Source organism: Pseudomonas donghuensis, assembly GCF_000696345.2.
GTDB lineage: Bacteria > Pseudomonadota > Gammaproteobacteria > Pseudomonadales > Pseudomonadaceae > Aquipseudomonas > Aquipseudomonas donghuensis.
Genome location: NZ_CP071706.1, coordinates 2,185,356 through 2,202,927 on the forward strand (window position 1 = coordinate 2,185,356; position 17,572 = coordinate 2,202,927).

Genomic DNA, 17,572 nt, shown 5'->3' on the forward strand with positions numbered 1-17,572 from the left:
GAGCGAGGTTGTCAGGCTGAGGACTGCTTCGCAGCCCATCGCCGGCAAGGCCGGCTCCCACAAGGATCAGGTTGGCATCGAGCCTGTGGGAGCCGGCCTTGCCGGCGATGGGCTGCAAGGCAGCCCCAATCGCAATCAGACCAGTTCGCGCGATTCGCGAACCATGTCCACGTGCGGAATACCCGCCTCGAGGAACTCTTCGCTGACCACCTTGAAGCCAAGGCGCTCATAGAACGGCGTGGCGTGTACCTGGGCGCTGAGCATCTGCTGCTTGAGGTCACGGTTCTGGGCTTCGACGATCACCGCCTGCATCAGCGCGTCACCGACCTTCAGCCCGCGCCAGTCCTTGAGCACCGAAACCCGGCCGATCTGGCCGTCGGGCAGCAGGCGGGCGGTGCCGATGGCGTAGTCACCCTCCATGGCCAGAAAGTGCACGGCAGTGTTGTCGTCGGCATCCCACTCCAGCTCCGGCGGCACGTTCTGTTCGGCGATGAACACAGCTTCACGAATGCGGCGGATATCAGCGTTGTCTTTCTGCCAGTCGGCGAGACGGACGCGAATCTTATTCATTGGCAAACCCCAGGCTTCCTTGTTTGACCAGTTCGCAGATCAAGGTAATGCCTTGATCGTTTTCAAGCCACTGCTCAAGGTTTTCAATGTGCAACGCGTCGGCGGCGCAGATCAGTTTCAGCAGCTCGCGCAGGTCGCCCGGCAGCAGGCGGCTCTGGCCGCTGGCGAACAGCAGCAGGTTGTCGTCGACTTCCGACCAGGCCAGGCGCGCGCTCGGGTTGCGGATCAGGATCGCGCCCTGGGCCAGGCTCTCGATCAGCTCGACTTCGTCCAGCGGCTCGCCGCTGACCAGCTCCGGATAGCGCGGTTCGGTCATGAACTGGCCGAACCAGGTCAGCAGCAGGCGCTCGTCGCCCATGTGCTCGGTGAGCAGCTTTTTCAGGCGGTCGAGGGCGTCGTGCTGGATCTGGTGCGGGTCGCTGACCGGCTCGGCGTCGGCGTCGGTGTAACGCTCTTCGTCAGGCAGGAACTGGCTGAGGAAGTCGGTGAAATGGGTCAGCACTTCAGCGGCGCCCGGCGCGCGGAAGCCCACCGAATAGGTCAGGCAGTCATCTTCGGCAATGCCGTAGTGGGCCAGGCGTGGCGGCAGGTAGAGCATGTCGCCGGGCTCCAGGGTCCACTCGTCGCTCTGCTCGAATTCGGCGAGGATGCGCAGGTCGGCGTGCTCCAGCAGCGGGCTGTCGCTGTCGCACATCTGGCCGATCTTCCAGTTGCGCTTGCCCTGGCCTTGCAGCAGGAACACATCGTAGTTGTCGAAGTGCGGGCCGACGCTGCCGCCCGGCGCTGCGTAGCTGATCATCACATCGTCGATGCGCCAGCTTGGCAGGAAGCGAAAATGCTCCAGCAGTTCGCCGACTTCCGGCACGAACTGATCGACCGCTTGCACCAGCAGGGTCCAGTCGCGCTCGGGCAGGGTGCTGAAGGCATCTTCTTCGAACGGGCCGCGGCGCAGTTCCCATGGGCGCTCGCCGTGCTCGATGACCAGGCGCGATTCGACTTCTTCTTCCAGGGCCAGGCCGGCCAGTTCGTCGGCGTCGATCGGGCTTTCGAAGTCCGGGAAGGCCTGGCGTACCAGCAGGGGTTTCTTCTGCCAGTAGTCGCGCATGAATTCGCGGGCAGTGAGGCCGCCCAGAAGCTGCAGAGGAGTATCAGGATTCATGTGTAACCTATTGAAAAAAAGTAATTTTCTTTCGGTAATAAAAACGCCCGGCTGAGCCGGGCGTTTACGCGCAGGGCGCAGATCAGACGCGTTTGGCTTGAGCCGCGGCATTACCGATGTAGGAGGCTGGAGTCAGCTTCTTCAGCTCGCTGCGAGCCTCTGCCGGCATGTCCAGGCCATCGATGAAGGTCAGCAGCGCTTCGGGGCTGATGCCTTTGCCACGGGTCAGCTCCTTGAGCTTCTCGTAGGGGTTCTCGATGTTGTAGCGGCGCATGACGGTCTGGATCGGCTCGGCGAGAACTTCCCAGCAGGCGTCCAGGTCTTCGGCGATACGCGCTTGGTTGATTTCCAGCTTGCTGATGCCCTTGAGGCTGGCCTCGTAGGCGATCACGCTGTGGGCGAAACCGACGCCCAGGTTGCGCAGCACGGTGGAGTCGGTCAGGTCGCGCTGCCAGCGCGAGACCGGCAGCTTGCTGGCCAGGTGCTGGAACAGGGCATTGGCGATACCCAGGTTGCCTTCGGAGTTTTCGAAGTCGATCGGGTTGACCTTGTGCGGCATGGTCGAGGAGCCGATTTCGCCAGCGATGGTGCGCTGCTTGAAGTAGCCCAGGGAGATGTAGCCCCAGACGTCGCGGTCGAAGTCGATCAGGATGGTGTTGAAGCGGGCGATCGCGTCGAACAGCTCGGCGATATAGTCGTGCGGCTCGATCTGGGTGGTGTACGGGTTGAACACCAGGCCCAGCTCGTCTTCGATGAAGGCGCGGGCGTTGGCTTCCCAGTCGATCTGCGGGTAGGCCGACAGGTGGGCGTTGTAGTTGCCCACGGCGCCGTTGATCTTGCCCAGCAGTGGCACGGCGGCAACCTGGGCGATCTGGCGCTCCAGGCGGTAGACGACGTTGGCCAGCTCTTTGCCCAGAGTGGTTGGCGACGCCGGTTGGCCGTGGGTGCGCGACAGCATCGGCACGTCGGCGAAGCGGTGGGCCAGCTCACGGATGGCCTGGGCGATCTGGCGCATCAGCGGCAGCAGCACGCTGTCGCGGCCTTCGCGCAGCATCAGGGCGTGGGACAGGTTGTTGATGTCCTCGCTGGTGCAGGCAAAGTGGATGAACTCGCTGACCTTGGCAAGCTCCGGCAGCTTGGCGGCCTGCTCCTTGAGCAGGTACTCGATGGCCTTGACGTCGTGGTTGGTGGTGCGCTCGATCTCTTTGACGCGCTCGGCGTGCTCGAGGGCGAACTCATCGGCCAGGCCGTTGAGCAGGGCGTTGGCTTCGGCGGAAAAGGCCGGAACCTCGGCGATCTGCGGGTGGGCGGCCAGGCGCTGGAGCCAGCGAACCTCGACCAGGGCGCGGAAACGGATCAGGCCGTATTCGCTGAAAATAGGGCGCAGGGCCTGGGTTTTGCCGGCGTAGCGGCCGTCAACAGGGGAAACCGCAGTGAGCGAGGAAAGCTGCATGGGGTGTTCTCGGACAGTCAGGCTTTGAAAAGGGCGCATATCATACATGAAAAACGCGCCCGGGTCGGGTGGCTGACAAAAGGTAATGCCAGCAAATCATTCAGTATCGTAGTGGCTTCAAAGGCCCCATCGCTGGCAAGCCAGCTCCCACAGGTGCAGTGCATGCCGACCCTGTGGGAGCTGGCTTGCCAGCAATGGGTGTTCAGCCACGCAACATCGGATACAGCTCTTTGAGCAGTTTGCGCCGGCTGACCACCAACTGCCAGCGATGGCCGCCCAGCTGTCGCCACAGGCGCGCGGCGCGGATGCCGGCGAGCAGCAGGGCGCGAATCTTCGAGGCATTGCTTGGCTGCTGCAGGTGGCGCATGTCGCCATGCACCTGGATGCGTTGGCGCAGGGTGCTCAGGGTGTCCTGGTACAGGGCGCCGCTGGAAGCAATGACGTTTTCATGTACCAGGCCGAAATGCTCGGCCTGGGACTGGATTTGCGGCAGGCGGCTGCCGATCACATCGAGCATGTCGCCGCGCTTGGCCAGCTGGCGCTCCAGGCCCAGCATCGACAGGGCATAGCGCAGCGGCTCGCGCTGCAGGCTGCCGGGGTCGCGCTCCAGGGCGCTGGCCAGGGCGCGGTAGCCGTCGCGCAGGTTCAGGTCGTCACCGCCGAACACCTCCAGGGTGTCCTTGGGGTCGCGTACCAGCAGGCTGCCGAGCATGCAGCCAAGGTTCGCCTCGCTGGCCTGGCCGGTGCGGGCGATGCGGTCAACCAGCACCGCGGCCTGGAATACACCGCCCAGGGCAACCAACTGCTCTTGCATGGCATTCATGCGCGCGCGCTCCACGGCTCGGCGGTTTCGATCACGCCGCCGCCGAGGCAGATTTCGCCGTCATAGAACACCACCGACTGGCCTGGCGTCACCGCCCGCTGTGGCTCGTCGAACACCGCGCGGTAGCCGCTTGCGGTCTGTTCCAGGGTGCAGCCCTGATCGCTTTGGCGGTAGCGCACCTTGGCGGTCAGGCGCAGTGGGCTGGAAAGATCAATCGGGTTTACCCAGAAGATTTCTGAAGCGAGCAGGGCGCGCGAGAACAGCCACGGGTGTTCGTTACCCTGGCCGACCACCAGCACGTTGCGGGTCAGGTCTTTCTCCAGTACGTACCACGGCTCGTCACCGGCGTCTTTCAGGCCGCCGATGCCCAGGCCCTGGCGCTGGCCGATGGTGTGGTACATCAGGCCGTGGTGACGGCCGATGACTTCGCCGTCGGTGGTCTGGATCTCGCCCGGTTGTGCCGGCAGGTACTGCTTGAGGAAGTCGCTGAAGCGGCGCTCGCCGATAAAGCAGATACCGGTAGAGTCTTTCTTCTTCGCCGTGGCCAGGCCGTGTTTCTCGGCGATGGCGCGCACTTCGGGTTTTTCCAGTTCGCCGACCGGGAACAGCGTGCGGGCGATTTCCTTGCCGCCAACGGCGTGCAGGAAGTAGCTCTGGTCCTTGTTCGGGTCCAGGCCCTTGAGCAGTTCGGTACGCCCGTCAGTGTCGCGGCGGCGCACGTAGTGGCCGGTGGCGATCAGGTCGGCGCCGAGCATCAGCGCGTAGTCGAGAAAGGCTTTGAACTTGATTTCGCGGTTGCAGAGGATGTCCGGGTTCGGTGTGCGCCCGGCCTTGTATTCGGCCAGGAAATGCTCGAAGACGTTGTCCCAGTATTCGGCGGCGAAGTTGGCGGTGTGCAGCTTGATGCCAATGCGGTCGCACACGGCCTGGGCGTCGGCCAGGTCTTCGCGGGCGGTGCAGTATTCGGTGCCGTCGTCCTCTTCCCAGTTCTTCATGAACAGGCCTTCCACCTGGTAGCCCTGCTCCATCAGCAGGAGGGCGGAGACGGAAGAGTCCACGCCGCCGGACATGCCGACGATAACGCGTGTCTTTTCGGGTTCGTAAAGTGCTGGACTGGTCATAGGTACCGGCTGTGTATCTGGAAAAAGACAACGATTCTATCAGGCTGCGGCCTGCAAGGCATCGTTGCTGTCAGTCGCGAATCAACGCCAGGCTGTGCAGCGGGCCGGCCAGGTAATCGTCGATGCAACGCGGCACCAGCTCGCTGCGCCAGCGCTCGGGGTCGGCCAGCAGCTCCTCGCGGCTCAGCCACACGGCGCGCACGATGTCGCTGTCCAGGGCGCGCTCGGGGTGGTGCTTGAGCGGCCTGGCGGCGAAGCAGATGCGCTGGTAGGTCACGCCGTTGCTGGGGGCGGTATACAGGTAGATGCCGACGATGCCGGTCAGCTCGACCTCCCAGGCGGTTTCTTCGAGGGTTTCGCGCCGGGCGGCGTCGAGCAGGCTTTCGTTGGTCTCCAGGTGGCCGGCGGGCTGGTTGAACACGTGCTTGCCGGCCTTGAATTCCTCGACCATGAGGAAGCGGCCCTGGTCTTCGATGATAGTGGCGACGGTGATGTGGGGGCGCACGGTCGATTCTCTCCCTAAGTTGTAAGTTTCAAGCTGCAAGCTACAAGTAAAAGCCGTGCGCGCAAGGCTCTTTCTTGTAGCTTGCAGCTTGAAACTCAAAGCTAAAAAAACCCCGGTGCGTGGCCGGGGTTTTTGTTTACTGCTTCAAGCTGCTTCTCTTACAGTGCGGCAATCGCGCTGTTGAAGGTCTGGCTCGGGCGCATCACTTTGCTGGTCAGCTCGGCATCCGGGTAGTAGTAACCACCGATGTCGGCCGGCTTGCCCTGCACGGCGTTGAGCTCGGCGACGATGGTTGCTTCGTGCTCGGCCAGGGCTTTTGCCAGTGGGGCGAAGCGCGCTTGCAGGGCGGCGTCGTCGCTCTGGGCGGCCAGGGCCTGGGCCCAGTACAGGGTCAGGTAGAAGTGGCTGCCACGGTTGTCGATACCGCCGACCTTGCGCGCAGGGGACTTGTTGGTGTCCAGGAACTGGCCGGTGGCCTGGTCCAGGGTCGCCGCCAGTACCTTGGCTTTCGGGTTGGTGTAGGCAGTGCTCAGGTGCTCCAGAGAAGCCGCCAGGGCCAGGAACTCACCCAGGGAATCCCAGCGCAGGAAGTTCTCTTCAACCAGTTGCTGGACGTGCTTGGGTGCCGAACCGCCGGCGCCGGTTTCGAACAGGCCGCCGTTGTTCATCAGCGGCACGATCGACAGCATCTTGGCGCTGGTGCCCAGTTCCATGATCGGGAACAGGTCGGTCAGGTAGTCGCGCAGTACGTTGCCGGTGACCGAGATGGTGTCCTGGCCCGCACGGAGGCGCTGCAGGGAAACCTTCATGGCCTCGACAGGCGACAGGACGCGGATGTCCAGGCCGGTGGTGTCGTGGTCTTTCAGGTACTTCTGGACCTTCTCGATCAGCACGCCGTCGTGGGCGCGATGCGGGTCGAGCCAGAACAGCGCCGGGGTGTTGCTGGCGCGGGCACGGTTGACGGCCAGCTTGACCCAGTCCTGGATCGGCGCGTCTTTGACCTGGCACATGCGGAAGATGTCGCCGGCTTCGACGTCCTGGGACAGCAGCAGGTTGCCCTTGCCGTCAACCACTCGGATCACGCCGTCGGCCTTGGCCTGGAAGGTCTTGTCGTGGGAGCCGTACTCTTCGGCTTTCTGCGCCATCAGGCCAACGTTCGGCACGCTGCCCATGGTGGTCGGATCGAAGGCGCCATGTTGCTTGCAGTCGTCGATAACGGCCTGGTAGATGGTGGCGTAGCAACGATCCGGGATCACTGCCTTGGTGTCTTGCAGCTGGCCTTCGGTGTTCCACATCTTGCCCGAGTCACGGATCATCGCCGGCATCGAGGCGTCGACGATGACGTCGCTTGGCACGTGCAGGTTGGTGATGCCCTTGTCGGAGTTGACCATGGCCAGGGCCGGGCGGACGTCGTAGACGGCTTTGACGTCGGCTTCGATCTGCGCCTGCTGCTCGGCTGGCAGGGTCTTGATACGGGCGTACAGGTCGCCGATACCGTTGTTCAGGTTGAAACCGATCTGCTCCAGTACCGCGGCGTGCTTGTTCAGTGCGTCCTGGTAGTACTCGGCAACGATCTGGCCGAACATGATCGGGTCGGAGACCTTCATCATGGTGGCTTTCAGGTGCACCGACAGCAGCACGCCCTTGGCTTTGGCGTCTTCGATCTCGGCGGCGATGAATTTACGCAGCGCCTTGGTGCTCATGACCGCGCAGTCGACGATTTCGCCGGCCTTGACCGCGGTTTTTTCTTTCAGGACGGTGGTGTTGCCGTTCTTGTCCAGCAGTTCGATGCGCAGGCTGTCATCGGCTTCGATCAGCGCGGCTTTCTCGCTGCCGTAGAAGTCGCCGTGGCTCATGTGGGCCACGTGGGACTTGGAGTCGGCAGCCCAGGCGCCCATCTTGTGCGGGTGCTTGCGTGCGTAGTTCTTGACCGACAGCGGGGCGCGGCGGTCGGAGTTGCCTTCACGCAGGACCGGGTTCACGGCGCTGCCCTTGATGCGGTCGTAGCGAGCCTTGGCTTCTTTCTCGGCGTCGGTGGCGGCGGCTTCAGGGTAGTCAGGAATGTTGAAGCCCTTGGCTTGCAGTTCCTTGATCGCGGCCTTCAGTTGCGGCACCGAGGCGCTGATGTTCGGCAGCTTGATGATGTTGGCTTCTGGCGTGGTTGCCAGTTGGCCCAGTTCTGCCAGGTGGTCGGCCACTTGCTTGTCGGCGCCGAGCTGTTCAGGGAAGGCAGAAAGGATACGGCCGGCCAGAGAGATGTCCCGGGTTTCTACGGCGATGTCGGCGCAAGCGGTGAAGGCTTCGATGACGGGGAGCAATGAATAGGTGGCGAGGGCGGGGGCTTCGTCGGTGAAGGTGTAGATGATCTTGGATCGGGTGGGCATATTCGGGTTAACTCTCTGTTTTGCTGAGCGTGCGCAGAATCTCGAGGTGCGCAGGGTAGGCGCTTCGCTCAGACACATCCATGAGCAGAAGGTCGAAGATTCTGGGCGGTGATGGTGGATTGCATCAGTCGAGTGTCAAACGGCTGAACTGCGGTAACAGCCCAGTCTTGTCGGGGCCGCAGGTCTCGTTTCAGACGGTTCGCCCCCAGTGACCCTTTGGTCACCGGGCGAGTATACCAAAGCCTTGGTCGTATTGATCAAGATCAACCGGTCGCAGGGGCTTTTTTAGACCAAAGATGTAGGCGTTGCTGCCCCATTGCAGGGCATTTGCGCACGTGGTTCCCGTTGCCGTTCAACTGGGGTACGCTCAGGGGATCCAGATGACGAACCACACCAAAAAAAACGGAGTGCAGCATGGGATACCAGAAAATCAAGGTTCCGGCAGTCGGCGACAAAATCACCGTCAATGCGGACCATTCTCTCAATGTTCCTGATAATCCGATCATCCCGTTCATCGAAGGCGACGGCATTGGCGTAGATGTAAGCCCCGTCATGATCAAAGTGGTTGATGCTGCTGTAGAGAAAGCCTATGGGGGCAAGCGCAAGATTTCCTGGATGGAAGTCTACGCCGGTGAAAAAGCCACCCAGGTATACGACCAGGACACCTGGCTGCCCCAGGAAACCCTGGACGCAGTCAAGGATTACGTGGTGTCCATCAAGGGCCCGCTGACCACCCCGGTCGGTGGTGGTATCCGTTCCCTCAACGTTGCCCTGCGCCAGCAACTGGACCTGTACGTCTGCCTGCGCCCGGTAGTGTGGTTCCAGGGCGTACCGAGCCCGGTGAAAAAACCGGGTGACGTCGACATGGTGATCTTCCGCGAAAACTCCGAAGACATCTATGCCGGCATCGAGTGGAAGGCCGGTTCGCCGGAAGCGACCAAGGTCATCAAGTTCCTGAAGGAAGAAATGGGCGTCACCAAGATCCGTTTCGACCAGGACTGCGGCATCGGCATCAAGCCGGTCTCCAAGGAAGGCACCCAGCGCCTGGTGCGCAAGGCCCTGCAGTATGTGGTGGACAACGACCGCAAGTCGCTGACCATCGTGCACAAGGGCAACATCATGAAGTTCACCGAAGGTGCCTTCAAGGATTGGGGCTACGAAGTGGCCAAGAACGAATTCGGCGCCGAGCTGCTCGATGGCGGCCCGTGGATGAAGTTCAAGAACCCGAAAACCGGCCGTGAAGTCATCGTCAAGGATGCCATTGCCGACGCCATGCTCCAGCAGATCCTGCTGCGCCCGGCCGAATACGACGTGATTGCCACCCTCAACCTCAACGGTGACTACCTGTCCGACGCCCTGGCGGCGGAAGTCGGCGGCATCGGTATTGCCCCGGGCGCCAACCTGTCCGACACCGTGGCGATGTTCGAAGCCACCCACGGCACCGCGCCGAAGTACGCCGGCAAGGACCAGGTCAACCCGGGTTCGGTGATTCTCTCTGCCGAGATGATGCTGCGCCACCTGGGCTGGACCGAGGCGGCCGACCTGATCATCAAGGGCACCAACGGCGCCATCGCCGCCAAGACCGTGACCTACGACTTCGAGCGCCTGATGGAAGGCGCGACGCTGGTCAGCAGCTCCGGTTTCGGTGAGGCTTTGATCAAGCACATGTAAGCGGCACAAGAAAACCGGCCAGTCCTTGCGGGCTGGCCGGTTTTTTTATGTCTGATCGCCGGCTCAGGCTTCAGTCGTTTGCGGGTTGGGGGTGGGGGAGGCGGTGGTTTGTGCGGCGAGGTTCGATATGTTCACCGCGTGCAAGCCCTTGGGGCCCTGGATGATCTCGAAACTGACGGGTTGTCCGGCTTTCAGGGTTTTATAACCGTCCATCTGGATAGCCGAGTAGTGTGCGAACAGGTCCTCTGTTTTCCCGTCTTCATTGATGAAGCCATAGCCCTTGGCGTTGTTGAACCACTTGACTTTACCGCTTGCCATCCTCATATCCCTCTGCAAAGGACTCCATCACTGGAGTATCATCCACTCCATCCGCATATGAACCTGCGAAAATTCTGGTTGACTGCGCGGATCTTTATCGACCACGGTGGGTTCTTATTGGTTGTAACACCGTTTTGCCGATAGTCAAGGTGAGGCGACGGCTGTCCCGCGTCGCCTGTGCGGTCAACCCATAAACCAACCTGTCGAAATGATGAATTTCTTTCCATGCATGCACATAGCCAGATTCGACTAACATTCAATCAGGATCGCCCGCAATCGCATGAGGACGATGGTTCTGGCCTGGCGATACAGGAGGCCAAGCCGGCCCTGCAGGCGCCACCCATGTACAAGGTGGTTTTGTTCAACGATGACTACACACCGATGGATTTCGTCGTCGAAGTGCTCGAGGTGTTTTTTAACCTGAATCGCGAGCTGGCGACCAAGGTCATGCTGGCCGTCCATACAGAAGGACGGGCAGTGTGCGGATTGTTTACCCGGGACATCGCCGAGACCAAGGCCATGCAGGTCAACCAATACGCAAGGGAAAGCCAGCATCCGCTACTCTGTGAAATCGAGAAGGACGGTTAATCGCCGGCCACTTGGGTATGAGGTGAAGCTATGTTAAACCGCGAGCTCGAAGTCACCCTCAATCTGGCCTTCAAGGAGGCACGCTCGAAGCGTCATGAGTTCATGACCGTCGAGCACCTGCTGCTGGCACTATTGGATAATGAGGCCGCCGCGACCGTTCTGCGCGCCTGCGGCGCAAACCTCGACAAACTCAAACACGACCTGCAGGAGTTTATCGACTCCACCACGCCGTTGATCCCCGTGCACGACGAGGACCGCGAGACCCAGCCAACCCTGGGCTTCCAGCGTGTACTGCAGCGCGCAGTCTTCCATGTCCAGAGCTCGGGCAAGCGTGAAGTCACCGGTGCCAACGTGCTGGTTGCGATATTCAGCGAACAGGAAAGCCAGGCGGTGTTCCTGCTTAAACAGCAGAGCGTGGCGCGTATCGACGTGGTCAATTACATCGCCCACGGCATCTCCAAGGTGCCGGGCCATGGTGAACACTCCGAGGGCGAACAGGACATGCAGGACGAGGACGGCGGCGAAACTTCATCGTCGGGCAATCCACTGGATGCCTATGCCAGCAACCTCAACGAACAGGCCCGTCAGGGGCGCATCGACCCGCTGGTCGGTCGCGAGCTCGAAGTCGAGCGGGTGGCGCAGATCCTTGCCCGTCGGCGCAAGAACAACCCGCTGCTGGTCGGTGAGGCCGGTGTCGGTAAAACCGCCATCGCCGAAGGCCTGGCCAAGCGCATCGTCGACGGCCAGGTGCCGGACCTGCTGGCCCACAGCGTGGTCTATTCCCTGGACCTGGGTGCGCTGTTGGCAGGCACCAAGTACCGCGGCGATTTCGAGAAGCGCTTCAAGGCGCTGCTCAACGAACTGCGCAAGCGTCCGCAGGCGATCCTGTTCATCGACGAGATCCACACCATCATCGGTGCCGGTGCGGCCTCCGGCGGGGTAATGGATGCCTCCAACCTGCTCAAGCCGCTGCTGTCTTCGGGTGATATCCGTTGCATCGGCTCGACCACCTTCCAGGAATTTCGCGGCATCTTCGAGAAAGACCGGGCCCTGGCGCGGCGCTTCCAGAAGGTCGATGTCAGCGAGCCATCGGTGGAGGACACCGTGGGCATCCTGCGTGGGCTCAAAGGGCGCTTCGAGAGCCACCACAGCATCGAGTACAGCGATGAGGCCCTGCGCGCCGCTGCCGAGCTTGCAGCGCGCTACATCAACGACCGGCACATGCCCGACAAGGCCATCGATGTGATCGACGAAGCCGGTGCCTACCAGCGCCTGCAACCGGTCGAGATGCGCGTCAAGCGCATCGACGTGCCGCAGGTCGAAGACATCGTCGCCAAAATCGCGCGGATTCCGCCAAAACACGTGACCAGTTCCGACAAGGAGCTACTGCGTAACCTGGAGCGCGACCTCAAGCTCACGGTGTTCGGCCAGGATGCGGCGATCGATTCGCTGGCCACCGCCATCAAGCTGTCCCGTGCTGGCCTCAAGGCGCCGGACAAACCGGTCGGTTCGTTCCTGTTTGCCGGCCCTACCGGTGTCGGTAAAACCGAAGCGGCGCGGCAGTTGGCCAAGGCCCTGGGGGTTGAGCTGGTGCGTTTCGACATGTCCGAGTACATGGAGCGGCACACTGTTTCGCGTCTGATCGGTGCGCCTCCGGGCTACGTCGGTTTCGACCAGGGCGGCCTGCTCACCGAAGCCATCACCAAGCAGCCGCACTGCGTGTTGCTGCTCGATGAAATCGAGAAGGCCCACCCGGAAGTCTTCAACCTGCTGCTGCAGGTGATGGACCACGGTACCCTGACCGACAACAACGGGCGCAAGGCGGACTTCCGTAACGTCATCGTCATCATGACCACTAACGCCGGTGCTGAAACCGCTGCGCGAGCCTCCATCGGCTTCACTCAGCAGGATCATTCCTCCGACGCCATGGAAGTGATCAAGAAGAGCTTCACGCCGGAGTTCCGCAACCGTCTGGACACCATCATCCAGTTTGGCCGCCTCAGCCACGAGACGATCAAGAGCGTGGTGGACAAGTTCCTCATCGAACTGCAGGCGCAACTGGAAGACAAGCGCGTGCTGCTGGAGGTAAGCGATGCGGCGCGCAGTTGGCTGGCTGCCGGTGGTTACGATGCGCAGATGGGCGCGCGACCAATGGCGCGGCTGATCCAGGACAAGATCAAGCGGCCGTTGGCCGAAGAGATCCTGTTCGGCGAGCTGGCCGAGCATGGCGGTGTGGTGCACATCGACATCCGCGATGGCGAACTGGTGTTCGACTTCGAGACCACGGCTGAGATGGCGTAAGGCAGGCTGGGGCTGCTATGCAGCCCATCGCTGGCAAGCCAGCTCCCACACAATCCCTGTGGGAGCTGCGGTGCGGCGACCCGACTTGCCAGCGATGCTTTTCCAGGGCCAACGAAAACGCCCGGCATTTAGCCGGGCGTTTTCGTTGGTGTCGCTTAGCGGGCGCGGTAGGTGATGCGCCCCTTGCTCAGGTCGTAGGGCGTCAGTTCGACGCGGACCTTGTCACCGGTCAGAATACGAATGTAGTTCTTGCGCATCTTTCCGGAGATGTGCGCGGTAACGACGTGCCCATTTTCCAACTCCACACGGAACATGGTGTTGGGCAGGGTGTCGACGACAGTGCCTTCCATTTCGAAGCTGTCTTCTTTCGACATGCAGTAAAGCCCTCGGTGTCCAGTTAATGGCCCGGTGCACAGCTGCGCCAGGCAAAAAAAGTGGCGTGCATTGTGCCCGAAAAATGGACTTCAAGCCAATGATTTCAGTTCAACGTCACCCAGCGTTGATTGATCAACAGCTCGATGGGGCGGTACTGGGTCTTGTAGTTCATCTTTTTGCAGTTCTTGATCCAGTAGCCGAGGTAGACCGCGCCCAGACCCAGGCGCAGGGCTTCGGTGATCTGCCAGAGGATCGCGAAACGGCCCAGGCTGCGCCGTTCTTCGTCCGGCTCGTAGAAGGTGTACACCGCTGACAGGCCGTTGGGCAGCAGGTCGGTGACCGCCACCGCGAGCAGGCGGTCGCCCAGGCGGAACTCGTAAAAACGCGAAAACGGCAGGTCGCGGACCAGGAAGGTGGAAAACTGGTCGCGGCTTGGTGGATACATATCGCCATCGGCGTGGCGCTGCTCGATGTAGCGCCGGTACAACTCGAAATACTCTTCCTTGAATGCCGGACGGGCGGCAGTGACGGTCAGGTCGGCATTGCGCTTGAGGATGCGTTTTTGCTGGCGGTTGGGCAGAAAGCGTGCAGCCGGGATCCGCGCCGGCACGCAGGCGTTACAGTTCTGGCAATGCGGGCGATACAGGTGATCGCCGCTGCGCCGGAAGCCCATTTCCGACAGGTCTGCGTAAACGTTGACGTCCATCGGCTGGCTCGGATCGAGAAACAGCGTGGTGGCTTGTTCGTCTGGCAGGTAGCTGCAGGAATGGGGTTGAGTGGCATAAAACTTCAACCGCGCCAGCTCTGTCATGATCAACCCCTCGGGAGGTGCTTTTGTTTTAAGTGTAAGCCAGCTGGAAAAACTCGCCTAGCAAACCCAGCTGGCGCGGTTTGGCTGGTCGAGATAACGCTGCAGGTAGTCGGCAAAGGTGGCCCTGGCGATGGCGCGGGCGCCGAGGCTGTGCAGGTGGTCGGTAGGCATCTGACAATCAATCAGGACGAATCCTGCCTGTTGCAGGTGCTCGACCAGGGCGACAAAACCGACTTTGGAGGCGTTGTCGGCGCGACTGAACATCGATTCGCCGAAAAACAGCCGGCCCATGGCCAGGCCGTAGAGGCCGCCCACCAGCTCGCCGCCCTGGCGAACCTCGACCGAATGGGCAAAGCCCTGCTGGTGCAGCTTCAGGTAGGCCGCCTGCATGCTGTCGGTGATCCAGGTGCCGTCGGCATAGTCGCGGGGCGCGGCGCAGGCGTTGATGACGGCGGCAAAGTCCTGGTCGAAGCTGACCTGGTAGTGGCCCTGGCGGATGAACTTGCGCAGTGAGCGTGACACGTGCAGTTCGTCGGGGAACAGCACGGTGCGTGGGTCAGGCGACCACCAGAGGATCGGTTGGCCGTCCTGGTACCAGGGGAAGCAGCCGTGGCGATAGGCCTGCACCAGGCGTTCGGCACTCAGGTCGCCGCCGGCGGCGAGCAGGCCGTTGGGGTCGCGCAGGGCTTTGTCCAGCGGCGGAAAGGTCAGGGTGTCGCGGCTCAACCAGGTCAGCATCGTGGTCCAGTGATGGAAGAGGGGAGGGCACCCAGCATGGCCTGAAAAAGCCTCGCGGGACAAGCCTGCTCCTGCAGCTGTGGTGCCTGCAGGCAACTTGCATGACCCTTTGTTGTCACACTTGCACAAAAACACCGCATAAGCCTTTGTCACAAAAGAAAATGCATGCTCAAATTGCTGTATAGGAAATTGGCCCCCGTTTACGCTTCATTCTGGCGTGCCGCCATGGCGGTAGGCGGGCAGTAATGTTAAAAGTAGTGGTTTGTTGACTGTTCAGTTGGGTCAATCACTGTTGGACGCGCAATGAGCGCAGGAATAGACGCGTTTTGAAGAAATCCACCGCAACACCCAGTCCCTTGCCCGTGCCGCTCTGGCGCCAGCAGCTGCACTATCGGCTCAAGGAAGGTGCGCTGATCGCCGTGGGCGCGCTGTGCCTGTACCTGTGGATGGCCTTGCTGACCTACGACCAGGCCGATCCGGGCTTCAGCCACACCAGCAACGTCGAGCAGGTGCAGAATGCCGCCGGTCGTGCCGGTGCCTATTTCGCCGATATCCTGTTCATGGTCCTGGGCTATTTCGCCTACATCTTCCCGTTGCTGCTGGCGATCAAGACCTGGCAGATCTTCCGCGAACGCCACCAACCCTGGCAGTGGAGCGGCTGGCTGTTTTCCTGGCGCCTGATCGGCCTGGTGTTCCTGGTGCTTTCGGGCGCGGCGCTGGCGCATATTCATTTCCATTCCGCCGCCAGCTTGCCGGCATCGGCCGGTGGCGCCCTGGGCGAAAGCCTTGGCGACCTGGCCAAGAACGCCCTGAACGTGCAGGGCAGCACCCTGATGTTCATTGCCCTGTTCCTGTTCGGCCTGACGGTGTTCACCGACCTGTCGTGGTTCAAGGTCATGGATGTCACCGGCAAGATCACCCTCGACCTGTTCGAGTTGTTCCAGGGCGCCGCCAACCGCTGGTGGGAGGCGCGCAACGAGCGCAAGCGCCTGGTGGCGCAGCTGCGCGAGGTCGATGACCAGGTCCACGAGGTAGTCGCCCCGGTAGCGCCAGATCGCCGTGAGCAGGCCAAGGCCAAGGAGCGCATCATCGAGCGCGACCAGGCCTTGAGCAAACACGTCGCTGAGCGCGTGCAGCAGCCGGCGCCGGTGATCATGCCGGCCCCGGCCAAGGCGCCGGAGCCGAGCAAGCGCGTGCAGAAGGAAAAACAGGCGCCGCTGTTCGTCGACAGCGCCATCGAAGGCACCTTGCCGCCGATCTCGATCCTCGATCCTGCCGAGAAGAAGCAGGTCAACTACTCGCCAGAGTCCCTGGCCGGCGTTGGCCATCTGCTGGAAATCAAGCTCAAGGAATTCGGCGTCGAAGTCTCGGTGGACTCGATCCACCCGGGCCCGGTGATTACCCGTTACGAAATCCAGCCGGCCGCTGGCGTCAAGGTCAGCCGCATCGCCAACCTGGCCAAGGACCTGGCCCGCTCCCTGGCCGTGACCAGCGTGCGTGTGGTTGAAGTGATCCCCGGCAAGACCACCGTCGGTATCGAGATCCCCAACGAAGACCGGCAGATCGTGCGTTTCTCCGAGGTGCTGTCGTCGCCGCAATACGACGAAGCCAAATCGCCGGTGACCATGGCCCTGGGGCACGACATCGGCGGCAAGCCGGTGATCACCGACCTTGCGAAGATGCCGCACTTGCTGGTGGCCGGTACCACCGGTTCCGGTAAGTCGGTGGGCGTTAACGCCATGATCCTGTCGATCCTGTTCAAGTCGGGCCCGGAAGACGCCAAGCTGATCATGATCGACCCGAAAATGCTCGAGCTGTCGATCTACGAAGGCATTCCGCACCTGCTCTGCCCGGTGGTCACCGACATGAAGGACGCCGCCAATGCCCTGCGCTGGAGCGTGGCCGAGATGGAGCGGCGCTACAAGCTGATGGCAGCCATGGGCGTGCGTAACCTGGCCGGCTTCAACCGCAAGGTCAAGGACGCCGAAGAGGCCGGCGAGCCGATCTACGACCCGATGTTCAAGCGCGAAAGCATGGACGACGTGCCGCCGCTGCTGAAAACCCTGCCGACCATCGTGGTGATCGTCGACGAGTTCGCCGACATGATGATGATCGTCGGCAAGAAGGTCGAAGAACTGATTGCCCGTATCGCCCAGAAGGCCCGTGCTGCCGGTATCCACCTGATTCTCGCCACCCAGCGGCCGTCGGTGGATGTGATTACCGGCCTGATCAAGGCCAACATCCCGACGCGGATGGCCTTCCAGGTCTCGAGCAAGATCGACTCGCGGACCATCATCGACCAGGGCGGCGCCGAACAGCTGCTCGGCCACGGTGACATGCTCTACATGCCGCCAGGCACCAGCCTGCCGATCCGTGTGCACGGCGCCTTCGTTTCCGATGACGAGGTCCATCGCGTGGTCGAGGCCTGGAAGCTGCGCGGCGCCCCGGACTACAACGACGACATCCTCAGCGGCGTCGAAGAGGCCGGCAGCGGCTTTGACGGCGGCGGTGGTGGCGGTGACGGCGATGACGCCGAGACCGATGCGCTCTACGATGAAGCCGTGCAGTTCGTGCTGGAAAGCCGCCGTGCGTCCATCTCCGCCGTACAGCGCAAGCTGAAGATCGGCTACAACCGCGCCGCGCGGATGATCGAGGCGATGGAAATGGCCGGTGTGGTCACCGCCATGAACACCAACGGTTCGCGCGAAGTGATTGCCCCCGGGCCGTCCCGCGACTGATGATCCAACCCGCTGGC

The 17,572-nt window shown here is 62.0% G+C and carries 15 protein-coding genes; 4 read left to right on the forward strand and 11 right to left on the reverse strand.

The genetic code is table 11. From position 1 onward, the window contains the following. Positions 1-135 precede the first annotated feature (135 nt). The 7 genes from BV82_RS09995 to BV82_RS10025 form a co-directional block, all read right to left on the reverse strand. Positions 136-570, reverse strand: a complete 435-nt coding sequence (locus BV82_RS09995; protein WP_010226763.1) for a GNAT family N-acetyltransferase — start codon at positions 568-570, stop codon at positions 136-138. Further along, on the reverse strand, positions 563-1,729 hold the full coding sequence (locus BV82_RS10000) for a ribosomal protein uL16 3-hydroxylase (RefSeq protein ID WP_010226762.1): 1,167 nt from the start codon (positions 1,727-1,729) through the stop codon (positions 563-565). The genes BV82_RS09995 and BV82_RS10000 overlap by 8 nt, the downstream gene beginning before the upstream one ends. Positions 1,730-1,811: 82 nt before the next feature. Next, positions 1,812-3,182, reverse strand: coding sequence for an adenylosuccinate lyase (purB, locus tag BV82_RS10005; protein WP_010226761.1), 1,371 nt, complete (start codon positions 3,180-3,182; stop codon positions 1,812-1,814). A 202-nt stretch (positions 3,183-3,384) separates the two neighbouring features. After that, the gene (gene hflD / locus BV82_RS10010) at positions 3,385-4,005 is read right to left on the reverse strand and encodes a high frequency lysogenization protein HflD (RefSeq protein ID WP_010226760.1); all 621 of its coding nucleotides are present in this window, start codon (positions 4,003-4,005) and stop codon (positions 3,385-3,387) included. After that, positions 4,002-5,126: a tRNA 2-thiouridine(34) synthase MnmA gene (gene mnmA / locus BV82_RS10015; RefSeq protein WP_036994535.1), complete on the reverse strand. Its 1,125-nt coding sequence runs from the start codon at positions 5,124-5,126 to the stop codon at positions 4,002-4,004. The genes hflD and mnmA overlap by 4 nt, the downstream gene beginning before the upstream one ends. A 70-nt stretch (positions 5,127-5,196) precedes the next feature. Beyond that, the gene (locus BV82_RS10020) at positions 5,197-5,631 is read right to left on the reverse strand and encodes an NUDIX hydrolase (RefSeq protein WP_036994537.1); all 435 of its coding nucleotides are present in this window, start codon (positions 5,629-5,631) and stop codon (positions 5,197-5,199) included. Positions 5,632-5,789: 158 nt separating this feature from the next. After that, on the reverse strand, positions 5,790-8,015 hold the full coding sequence (locus BV82_RS10025; RefSeq protein ID WP_036994540.1) for an NADP-dependent isocitrate dehydrogenase: 2,226 nt from the start codon (positions 8,013-8,015) through the stop codon (positions 5,790-5,792). Between the two features lie 414 nt (positions 8,016-8,429). On the opposite strand from BV82_RS10025, the gene icd reads away from it, so the two are divergent. After that, complete coding sequence (gene icd, locus BV82_RS10030) at positions 8,430-9,686, forward strand: NADP-dependent isocitrate dehydrogenase (protein WP_010226755.1); 1,257 nt, start codon at positions 8,430-8,432, stop codon at positions 9,684-9,686. Between the two features lie 63 nt (positions 9,687-9,749). Here icd and cspD read toward each other — a convergent pair whose 3' ends face one another. Then, complete coding sequence (gene cspD / locus BV82_RS10035) at positions 9,750-10,004, reverse strand: cold shock domain-containing protein CspD (protein WP_026001534.1); 255 nt, start codon at positions 10,002-10,004, stop codon at positions 9,750-9,752. Between the two features lie 225 nt (positions 10,005-10,229). On the opposite strand from cspD, the gene clpS reads away from it, so the two are divergent. After that, positions 10,230-10,592, forward strand: coding sequence for an ATP-dependent Clp protease adapter ClpS (clpS, locus tag BV82_RS10040; RefSeq protein ID WP_010226753.1), 363 nt, complete (start codon positions 10,230-10,232; stop codon positions 10,590-10,592). Positions 10,593-10,622: 30 nt separating this feature from the next. Then, positions 10,623-12,893 carry an ATP-dependent Clp protease ATP-binding subunit ClpA gene (clpA, locus tag BV82_RS10045; RefSeq protein WP_010226749.1) on the forward strand — a complete coding sequence of 757 codons (2,271 nt, stop codon included), beginning with the start codon at positions 10,623-10,625 and terminating at the stop codon, positions 12,891-12,893. Positions 12,894-13,048: 155 nt separating this feature from the next. Here the strand turns inward: clpA and infA are convergent, their stop codons facing one another. From infA to aat, 3 genes are all read right to left on the reverse strand, one after another. Then, entirely contained in the window at positions 13,049-13,267 is a 219-nt protein-coding gene (gene infA / locus BV82_RS10050) for a translation initiation factor IF-1 (RefSeq protein WP_002553999.1), read from the reverse strand. Between the two features lie 104 nt (positions 13,268-13,371). Continuing rightward, on the reverse strand, positions 13,372-14,079 hold the full coding sequence (locus tag BV82_RS10055; protein ID WP_036994542.1) for an arginyltransferase: 708 nt from the start codon (positions 14,077-14,079) through the stop codon (positions 13,372-13,374). Between the two features lie 57 nt (positions 14,080-14,136). Continuing rightward, entirely contained in the window at positions 14,137-14,817 is a 681-nt protein-coding gene (aat, locus tag BV82_RS10060) for a leucyl/phenylalanyl-tRNA--protein transferase (protein ID WP_010226746.1), read from the reverse strand. 326 nt (positions 14,818-15,143) lie between these two features. On the opposite strand from aat, the gene ftsK reads away from it, so the two are divergent. Then, the gene (gene ftsK, locus BV82_RS10065) at positions 15,144-17,555 is read left to right on the forward strand and encodes a DNA translocase FtsK (RefSeq protein ID WP_026001533.1); all 2,412 of its coding nucleotides are present in this window, start codon (positions 15,144-15,146) and stop codon (positions 17,553-17,555) included. The last annotated feature ends 17 nt before the right edge of the window (positions 17,556-17,572 follow it).

Coding starts and splice junctions, on each gene's coding strand:
- BV82_RS09995 (WP_010226763.1), bottom strand. CDS start 570: ATGAATAAGATTCGCGTCCGTCTCGCCGACTGGCAGAAAGACAACGCT.
- BV82_RS10000 (WP_010226762.1), bottom strand. CDS start 1,729: ATGAATCCTGATACTCCTCTGCAGCTTCTGGGCGGCCTCACTGCCCGC.
- purB (WP_010226761.1), bottom strand. CDS start 3,182: ATGCAGCTTTCCTCGCTCACTGCGGTTTCCCCTGTTGACGGCCGCTAC.
- hflD (WP_010226760.1), bottom strand. CDS start 4,005: ATGAATGCCATGCAAGAGCAGTTGGTTGCCCTGGGCGGTGTATTCCAG.
- mnmA (WP_036994535.1), bottom strand. CDS start 5,126: ATGACCAGTCCAGCACTTTACGAACCCGAAAAGACACGCGTTATCGTC.
- BV82_RS10025 (WP_036994540.1), bottom strand. CDS start 8,015: ATGCCCACCCGATCCAAGATCATCTACACCTTCACCGACGAAGCCCCC.
- icd (WP_010226755.1), top strand. CDS start 8,430: ATGGGATACCAGAAAATCAAGGTTCCGGCAGTCGGCGACAAAATCACC.
- cspD (WP_026001534.1), bottom strand. CDS start 10,004: ATGGCAAGCGGTAAAGTCAAGTGGTTCAACAACGCCAAGGGCTATGGC.
- clpS (WP_010226753.1), top strand. CDS start 10,230: ATGCATGCACATAGCCAGATTCGACTAACATTCAATCAGGATCGCCCG.
- clpA (WP_010226749.1), top strand. CDS start 10,623: ATGTTAAACCGCGAGCTCGAAGTCACCCTCAATCTGGCCTTCAAGGAG.
- infA (WP_002553999.1), bottom strand. CDS start 13,267: ATGTCGAAAGAAGACAGCTTCGAAATGGAAGGCACTGTCGTCGACACC.
- BV82_RS10055 (WP_036994542.1), bottom strand. CDS start 14,079: ATGACAGAGCTGGCGCGGTTGAAGTTTTATGCCACTCAACCCCATTCC.
- aat (WP_010226746.1), bottom strand. CDS start 14,817: ATGCTGACCTGGTTGAGCCGCGACACCCTGACCTTTCCGCCGCTGGAC.